1 protein-coding gene is annotated in these 469 nt (G+C 66.3%); it reads left to right on the top strand.

What is annotated here, in order from left to right; translation table 11 throughout:
* Window positions 1-55 precede the first annotated feature (55 nt).
* Window positions 56-469 (top strand): bile acid:sodium symporter (locus ACRQ1B_RS29175; protein ID WP_432297844.1); only part of this gene is annotated, 414 nt, incomplete at its 3' end.

The raw sequence follows: 469 nt of genomic DNA, 5'->3' as shown, positions 1-469 counted from the left end.
GCCGAGGAAGGCACTGCAGGTTTTCATCATCGAGGACCGGTGATACTCATGACCCGTGCGCTTCATCACCAAGTACCTCGACGGATACGTCCTCGCCCTGCTCGGAATGGTCGCCCTGGCGTGCCTGCTGCCGGCACGCGGCGGTGCGGTCGCGCCCGTCGAATGGGCGACGAACATCGCCATCGGGCTGCTGTTCTTCCTCTACGGCGCGCGCCTCTCGACCGAGGAGACGAAAGAGGGCTTCCGCCACTGGCGCCTCCACCTGCTCGTCCTCGCGTTCACGTTCGTCGCGTTCCCACTGCTGGGCCTCGTCATCCGGCCCATCGCTGACACGTTCCTGCCCCACACCCTCAGCCTCGGACTGCTGTACCTGACGCTGCTGCCGTCGACCGTGCAGTCGTCCGTCACGTTCACCTCACTCGCGCGCGGCAACGTCGCCGCGTCGATCTGCGCCGCCTCGTTCTCCAAC

The organism is Endobacterium panacihumi, from assembly GCF_050847465.1.
Taxonomy (GTDB): Bacteria; Pseudomonadota; Alphaproteobacteria; order Rhizobiales; family Rhizobiaceae; genus Neorhizobium; species Neorhizobium panacihumi.
This window is presented reverse-complemented; position numbering and strand designations above follow the sequence as displayed.